1 protein-coding gene and 1 pseudogene are annotated in these 1,523 nt (G+C 64.3%); both read left to right on the top strand.

What is annotated here, in order from left to right:
• Positions 1-135: 135 nt before the first annotated feature.
• On the top strand, positions 136-1,041 hold the full coding sequence (locus ABTU92_RS29495) for a LysR substrate-binding domain-containing protein (protein WP_408095101.1): 906 nt from the start codon (positions 136-138) through the stop codon (positions 1,039-1,041).
• A 19-nt stretch (positions 1,042-1,060) separates the two neighbouring features.
• A pseudogene (locus ABTU92_RS29490) lies at positions 1,061-1,523 on the top strand (hypothetical protein); the annotation flags it as partial.

Below are 1,523 nucleotides of genomic sequence, written 5' to 3'. Positions count from 1 at the left end.
ACGTCTGGAGCTTCGACATGGGGACCTCCTGCGGAACGGGTGGACTTGCGCCGCGTCAGTGAGCCCCATGTAGCCGTAGACCGTCGTTGCGATAAGTGGGATGAAGCGGGATGGAGTATTGGGAAAAGCGGGACAATGTACCGACCCGGCCTGAACGAGCTCGATGCCGTCATCGCCATTGCGCGCAGGGGCTCGTTTCGTGCCGCCGCGCTCGATCTCGGCATGTCGACGACCACGCTCAGCAACGCCATCGGCAAGCTCGAGGCGGGTCTCGGCGTCCGCCTGTTCCATCGCACGACCCGCAGCGTCTCACTGACCGATGCCGGCGGAGCCTTCGTGAAGCAGATCGGACCGGCGCTCCATGACATCCACGGCGCGATGGAGACGGCGCGGTCACGACAGACGACTCCATCGGGCACATTCCGCATCAACACCTTTCCTTTGGCCGCGCGTGAGATCCTCTCACCCCTGGTTCTCGAGTTTCTCCGCCGCTATCCGCAGGTGCATGTCGATCTCGTCACGGAAGGGCGATTGGTCGACATCGTCGCCGAAGGATTCGACCTCGGCGTTCGCGTCGCGGATCTCGTGCCCAGCGACATGATCTCGGTCTCCCTCGGTCGACCGCAGCGCTTCGCCGTCGTGGGTTCGCCGGCCTATTTCGAGAGGCACGGCAGGCCGCGCCTCCCGCCCGACCTACTCGACTACCCATGCATCCGGGTGCGCCTCCCCGACGGTGCTCTGTATCGTTGGCATTTCGAGAAAGGCGGACGGGCGGTCCAGATCGACGTGAACGGGCCGATCACATTGGACGAGGCCAGCCTGGCGCGAACCGCCGCGCTCGAAGGCATCGGTCTCGGCTTCTTCATGGAACAGGACGTGCGGGCCGACATCGAGGCGCGGCGGCTCGTCCGCGTGCTGGAGGATTGGACGCCGCCGTTCGGCGGGCTCTGCCTCTACTACCCCGGGCGGCGCAACGCTTCCGCCGCGCTCAAGGCGTTCATCGGCCTCGCTCGCGAACTGAGCGGAACTCGGGGCGCGTGACAGCCAGCCGACGGGTCGGATGACCGACGACGCTCGCAAGTACGTCCTGGTCGCCTCGCAGGAGCGCAAGCGCGACGAGCTTCACGATCACTTTCTCGACGAGACGCTCCTGCTCAATCCAGGCGCAACTCTTGGCGCATCATCTGCGTGGCGATCTCGACAGAGCCGTATTGTTGTCGATCCCGGCCGCCCCTTCGGTTCCACTTCACGCCCGCCGTTCTTGAAGCCCATGCGCTTTTGCAGGCAACCAGGGTCAACGAATACAGGCCTTCGCAGCGAAGGATCGCTGTGCCCCTTCCACATCCTTTGCTGGCAACCATTCGACCCCGGGCTTGTTCAGTTGGTGTGCGGCGGGGGCAGTGGTCCCAGGCCGTCGACCGAGGACTCCTCGCCGCATGAGGCCAACATGAACCAGTCCATCGACCCGGCGGTTCGCATTGTCGAGGGATATGTCGAAAGCTTCTTCTCTGTTCTACCCAACA

Source organism: Rhodoplanes sp. SY1 (assembly GCF_046000175.1).
Lineage (GTDB): Bacteria > Pseudomonadota > Alphaproteobacteria > Rhizobiales > Xanthobacteraceae > Rhodoplanes.
The sequence above is the reverse complement of the archived record's forward strand: the minus strand, read 5'-3'. Positions and strand labels throughout refer to the sequence as shown.